Below are 6,000 nucleotides of genomic sequence, written 5' to 3'. Positions count from 1 at the left end.
AAATTGGAGTAGAATTAACCGAACTTAAAGATTACCAGGCTAAATATATTGGCGTAGAAGTACAAGGCCCATATAAGCCGGAGTATTATAGATATTAATTTAGTCATTCCCGCAAAGGCGGAAATCGCTTTAAAAATATATCTCTAAGAATTAGACCTCACAGGTTTTGAAAAACTGTGAGGTCTTTTTGTTTACTATAGGTCATCCTGAACTTGTTTCAGGATCTAAGCAAGTTTTACACAAAAATTATCTCTAATTACCACTCATAAACCATACAAAGAAAATAATAGCAATAAGCACCACGAGCGCAGCGAGCAAGACAAATATCCATTTACCTACTTGTGGTTTTGTTCTTTTGGGTTTTGAAATATTATGAGACTGGCCCAAAAAACCACTTCTTTTAATAATTTCTGTAGCTTTTTCTCTATCGCTTTCCGCCACTTCAATTCTAAGTCCGTCGTTGCCAAGTGCACCAATATTGGTCGCGTTATCTGTAGCTTCTCCGTAAGACCGGTAATCTAATTTTTCATCATCAAAAAGATTTTTAATAATAGAATGTTCATTTCGGTCAGAGGTGCGAAAAACGTCTATATATTTCATAACATATAACTTAAAGTCTAAATTAAAGATACAAAAAAACCCCTTCTGAATTTCAGAAGGGGTTTCGATATAATTCTAAGAATAAAATTCTTTATCTCCAATAAGAGTGTAAGACTTATGCTTCAAACGGTTCTATAGAAACGTAAGATTTATTATTCTTTGTTTTAGAAAACTTTACTACGCCGTCTACTTTAGCGTGTAATGTATGGTCTTTTCCTGCATATACATTCTCACCTGGATTATGTGCAGTACCTCTTTGTCTAACAATAATGTTTCCGGCTACGGCTGCCTGACCGCCAAAAATTTTCACGCCTAAACGTTTCGATTCTGACTCTCTACCGTTCTTGGAACTACCGACTCCTTTTTTGTGTGCCATTTTACTTTAGTTTTAAGTAGATTAATATTTAACTTAAAGCTTCAATTAATTCAGCTTTCTTCATAGAAGAGTAGCCTTCAAGACCTTTCTCCTTCGCCATCTCTTTCAATTCAGCTACGGTGTATTGATTTAAATCTTCCGATTTACTATCAGTTTTGGCTTCTTTCTTAGGTGCTTCTTCTTTTTTAGTTGAAGCAGCTTTACTTCCACCTTTTACATCGATGCTTTCAATTACGATTTCGGTTAAAGATTGACGGTGACCGTTTTTCTTTTTGTAACCTTTACGTCTTTTCTTTTTGAAAACAATTACTTTGTCTCCTTTAAGGTGACGGGTGATTTTTGCTCCTACTAGAGCACCATCTATAGCCGGGGCGCCAAGGTTTATGCTGTCACCATCTCCGGTTAGAAGAACTTTGTCAAAAGAAACGCTGTCTCCTTCTTCTCCGCTTAGACGGTTAACAAACACCTTCTGGTCTTTTGCAACTTTAAATTGCTGCCCTGCTATCTCTACAATTGCATACATAGTGTTGTGATTAATTAATTTATGCTAAAAAATTATGCTTGCATTTTTCGCAAGCGGGTGCAAATATACTTCTAATTAATTAATTCACAAAGCCTAAAAAACTTTAATAAGTATGTTCCTGTCCTTCTTTAGTATTCCAGGAATCTTTAAACAACTGCATATAGGCTAAAGTAAGTACCAGGCTGGTTGCAAACCCCATAACAGCCACTACAAAAAGCACTATACCAATATCGGTTCCATAATCGGTACGCCACATATTAATAAGGTTATTTAAAAAATCTGGGTTTAATTCTGTAGCATATAATGCAAAGAAGATGGTAAATAATATAGTGGCATTAAAACCGGTAAGCAGGCTCGCCATAAAACCTTTTTGATATTTAAATTTTGAACCTTTGGAGCTTCTATATGCCTTTAAAGCCAGCCACATTCCGCCAGCCATAATTACCCCGTTAAATAAACTGAATAAAGGATAAATATGTAAATTAAAGAGCGATAGGATTAAAAAATAGACAATAAGTCCTACTGCAATTATGAGACTGTATTTAATTGGAACACTAAAATTCTTCATAGCTTTTGGTTGGTGTTTTATTTATTAAGCGAATTGCAGACCGGGGAACTTTTAACCCATTTACTAATTACAAGTTTGAAAAATATTAATCCCGGGGCCTGAAACCGCTTTACTTTAAAGGTAAATTTCTAAAAAAAGTGCCGGTTTTTAGCTTAATAGCTTGTTAATTTTGACACTATTCGCACAAATACAGTAATTTCTTCATTATTCTGAAATTATGCCGTAACAAAATACGATATTCAAATACTAATACAATGCATTAATGAAAAATCTATTAAAAAATGATTAAAAACTTAAAGATGGCTGCCTTTGCATTAGTTTGCAGCGCAGCAGGAATTGCCCAGGAGGTAGAATTTACCGAATACGACCTGGACAACGGATTACACGTAATTTTACATCAGGACAACACGGCTCCCGTGGCCACGGTTGGAGTAATGTACCACGTAGGTGCTAAGGACGAAGAAGAAGGCCGTTCTGGCTTTGCTCACTTTTTTGAACACCTTTTATTTGAAGGCACCGAGAACATTGAGCGTGGAAAATGGTTTGATATTGTAGCTGCCAATGGCGGTAGCAACAATGCCAACACCACTCAAGATCGTACTTATTATTACGAGACTTTCCCTTCTAACAACCTTGAATTAGGTTTATGGATGGAGTCTGAAAGAATGTTTCACCCGGTTATTAACGAGGTAGGCGTAGAAACTCAAAACGAGGTTGTAAAAGAAGAAAAGCGCTCTCGTATTGATAACGCTCCTTATGGAAAGATTATTTATTCCACAGGTATCAATAAATATGTTTTTGATAAGCACCCTTACAAAAACTCGGTTATTGGCACCATGGAAGATCTTGACGCAGCCGAGCTAGACGAATTTAAAGCTTTCTTCGATAAATATTACGGCCCAAACAACGCTACTTTAGTTGTTGCCGGTGATATAGAAATTGATGAAACTAAAGAAATGATCGAGAAGTATTTTGCTGAAATTCCTGAAGGAAATGAAGTAGAAAGAGTTTCTGTTAAAGAAGAACCAATTACTGAAACTATTACAGCAACAGAATACGATAGTAACATTCAAATTCCGGCAAAATTATTTGTTTACCGCACGCCTTCTATGAAAGAAAAAGATGCTTATATCCTTGATATGATCTCTTCAATTCTTACTGATGGGAGAAGCTCAAGAATGTACAAGAAAATGGTAGACGAAGAAAAAACCGCACTACAGGTATTAGCATTCCCAAGATCTCAGGAAGATTACGGAACTTACGTTATGGGTGCTCTTGCTTTAGGAGAAACTCCACTAGACACTCTTGCAGCTTCAATGGATGAAGAGATTGATAAACTTCAAAACGAATTGATTTCAGAAAAAGAATATCAAAAACTTCAAAATAAATTTGAGAACCGTTTTGTAAATTCTAACAGTAGCATCCAGGGAATCGCTTCTTCATTAGCAACGTACAATGTACTTTATGGGGATACAGATCTTATTAACGAAGAGATTGAAATCTACAGAGACATCACCAGAGAAGATATTAAAAGAGTAGCTAACGAATATCTTAACGAAAACCAACGTTTAGAGTTAGATTACCTTCCAGAAAGCGAAAAGGAATAACATTAAAAAAATATAGAATGAAATTTAATATACTTACATTATTTATAGCTTGCTTTTTGACCACAGCGGCAATTGCGCAGGTAGACCGTTCTAAACAACCGGAACCGGGACCGGCCCCAAAGATTAACCTTGGGCAGCCAGATGAATTTACATTAGATAACGGATTAAAAGTTTTGGTAGTAGAAAACCACAAACTTCCAAGAGTTTCTGCTTCCCTAATTATAGACAATAAACCACACGCCGAAGAAAAACCTGCTACTGCTGCTTTGGTTTCTTCTTTATTGGGAACCGGGACAGAAAATATGTCTAAAGACGATTTTAACGAAGAAATAGACTTTTTAGGAGCCAATGTTAATTTTGGATCAGAAAGCGTTTATGCCAGTTCACTTTCTAAGTTTTTCCCAAGAGTTATGGAACTTATGGCTGAAGGAGCTTTAAAACCAAAATTCACCCAGGAAGAATTTGAAGCTGAAAAGAACAAACAAATTGAAAGCTTAAAATCTATTAATAAAGATGTAGGTTCTATCGCCAGCCGTGTAAGTGCTGCTTTAGCCTATGGAGCTAACCACCCTTACGGTGAGTTTGCCACGGTAGAAAACACTGAAAAAGTATCTCTCGAAGACGTAAAAGGTTTTTACAATAATTATTTCAAACCTGCCAACGCTTACCTTGTTATAGTTGGTGACGTAAAGACTTCTGAAGTAAAAAAACTTGCAAAGAAAAATTTTGGAGACTGGAAAGCCGGTGCGCCAAAAGAGCAAGACTTACCTAAAGTAGCTAAAGTGAATGAGACACAAATCAACTTAGTTGATATGCCCAACGCGGTACAAAGCGAATTAAGACTTCAAAACACCATAGATTTAAAAATGGCAGATGAAGATTACTTCCCCGTATTGGTGGCAAACCAAATTCTTGGTGGTAGTTTTGGAAGTTACTTAAATATGAACCTTCGTGAAGACAAAGGCTATACTTACGGAGCCAGAACAAGCACGGGAGCAGATAAGTACGCTTCAAGATTTGTTGCACAGGCAAGTGTTAGAAACGCGGTAACCGACAGCGCAATTGTAGAATCTTTAAAAGAGATTAAAAGAATTAAAACCGAGCCTGTAGATGCTGAAATGTTAGAAAACGCTAAAAGCAAATTCGCCGGTGATTTCGTATTAAGATTAGAACAACCGTCTACCATCGCTAATTACGCGCTTAATATCAAGACGAATGATCTAGAGGATGATTTTTATGAAACTTTCCTTGAGAAAATAAATGCAGTTACTGCAGATGATATTCAACGTGTAGCCAATAAGTATTATCAAACCGATAATATGAGAATTATAGTTGCAGGTAAAGCTTCAGAAATTGCTGAAAACCTTGAAAAGGTTGAATTTAACGGAAAAACAATTCCGGTTAAATATTACAACAAACTTGGTGAGGAAGTTGAAAAACCTCAGGCCAAGAAAGTTGACGCATCAGTAACCGTAGAAAAAGTTTACGCAGATTATATTGAAGCTGTTGGTGGACGTGATGCTGTTGAAGAAGTGGAAAGTGTAGTTATGAAAGCCGAAGCTAGTGTACAGGGAATGGCTCTAAACCTAACCATGAAAAGAACTATGGATGGTAAACTAAACCAGGAAGTTTCTGTGGGCGGTAACGTTATGAGCAAACAAATTTTTGATGGTGAAGCTGGATTTGTAATGGCGCAAGGTCAAAAAATCCCTTACAACGAAGATCAAATTAAAACTGCTAAAATAGATGCTAATCCATTCCCAGAACTACAGGTTGGTGGCGCAACTTTAGAAGGAATTGAAACTGTTGAAGGTGTAGATGCTTATGTTGTTGCACTTAGCGAAAATTACAAAGCCTACTACAACGTAGATAGTGGTTTAAAAATGCAAACTGTACAAACTGCATCTCAGGCTGGACAAACAATGTCTATCCCTACAGGATACAGCGATTACCAGGAAGTTGAAGGAGTTAAATTTCCTTTTAAAATGACTCAGGCTGCAGGCCCACAAACATTTGAATTTAATGTTACTGAGATCCTTGTTAACGAAGGAGTTTCAGCTGAAGATTTTGAAGAATAGTGATTTTTTATTAATGTTAGAGAGAACCGGCCAGCAATGGTCGGTTCTTTTATTTTAAAACCAAATCTATATTTTATGGAAGTTGAAACCAATAAACATCTTCTACCCTCCTATTTCAAGATTATCTCTTTTGTAATCGCTGGCTTAGCATTAATTTCTGCGATAATAAGCTTTAATGACCAACTAAACCTGGACCCCAACATATTCTTACCGCTTGGGAAATACTTGTTCCTGTTAGCACTGGCATT

At 36.5% G+C, this 6,000-nt stretch carries 7 protein-coding genes; 3 read left to right on the top strand and 4 right to left on the bottom strand.

Going from position 1 to position 6,000, the window contains the following annotated elements; translation table 11 throughout:
- A partial coding sequence (locus AACZ30_RS00395) for an adenosylhomocysteinase (RefSeq protein ID WP_339646575.1) occupies positions 1–98 on the top strand: 98 nt, incomplete at its 5' end.
- A gap of 154 nt (positions 99–252) precedes the next feature.
- Here the strand turns inward: AACZ30_RS00395 and AACZ30_RS00390 are convergent.
- The 4 genes from AACZ30_RS00390 to AACZ30_RS00375 all read right to left on the bottom strand — a co-directional run bounded on the left by AACZ30_RS00390 (position 253) and on the right by AACZ30_RS00375 (position 2,067).
- Entirely contained in the window at positions 253–600 is a 348-nt protein-coding gene (locus tag AACZ30_RS00390) for a DUF2007 domain-containing protein (RefSeq protein ID WP_339646568.1), read from the bottom strand.
- Between the two features lie 115 nt (positions 601–715).
- Positions 716–976: a 50S ribosomal protein L27 gene (rpmA, locus tag AACZ30_RS00385; protein WP_075325607.1), complete on the bottom strand. Its 261-nt coding sequence runs from the start codon at positions 974–976 to the stop codon at positions 716–718.
- A 28-nt stretch (positions 977–1,004) separates the two neighbouring features.
- Positions 1,005–1,499, bottom strand: coding sequence for a 50S ribosomal protein L21 (rplU, locus tag AACZ30_RS00380; protein ID WP_075325606.1), 495 nt, complete (start codon positions 1,497–1,499; stop codon positions 1,005–1,007).
- 103 nt (positions 1,500–1,602) lie between these two features.
- Positions 1,603–2,067, bottom strand: a complete 465-nt coding sequence (locus AACZ30_RS00375) for a DUF4199 domain-containing protein (protein ID WP_075325605.1) — start codon at positions 2,065–2,067, stop codon at positions 1,603–1,605.
- 299 nt (positions 2,068–2,366) lie between these two features.
- Here AACZ30_RS00375 and AACZ30_RS00370 point away from each other — a divergent pair, with 299 nt between their 5' ends.
- Positions 2,367–3,674: a pitrilysin family protein gene (locus tag AACZ30_RS00370; RefSeq protein WP_339646562.1), complete on the top strand. Its 1,308-nt coding sequence runs from the start codon at positions 2,367–2,369 to the stop codon at positions 3,672–3,674.
- A gap of 17 nt (positions 3,675–3,691) precedes the next feature.
- The gene (locus tag AACZ30_RS00365; RefSeq protein ID WP_339646559.1) at positions 3,692–5,752 is read left to right on the top strand and encodes a pitrilysin family protein; all 2,061 of its coding nucleotides are present in this window, start codon (positions 3,692–3,694) and stop codon (positions 5,750–5,752) included.
- Positions 5,753–6,000 lie beyond the last annotated feature (248 nt).

This window comes from uncultured Salegentibacter sp. (assembly GCF_963972535.1).
Lineage (GTDB): Bacteria > Bacteroidota > Bacteroidia > Flavobacteriales > Flavobacteriaceae > Salegentibacter.
The sequence above is the reverse complement of the archived record's forward strand: the minus strand, read 5'-3'. Positions and strand labels throughout refer to the sequence as shown.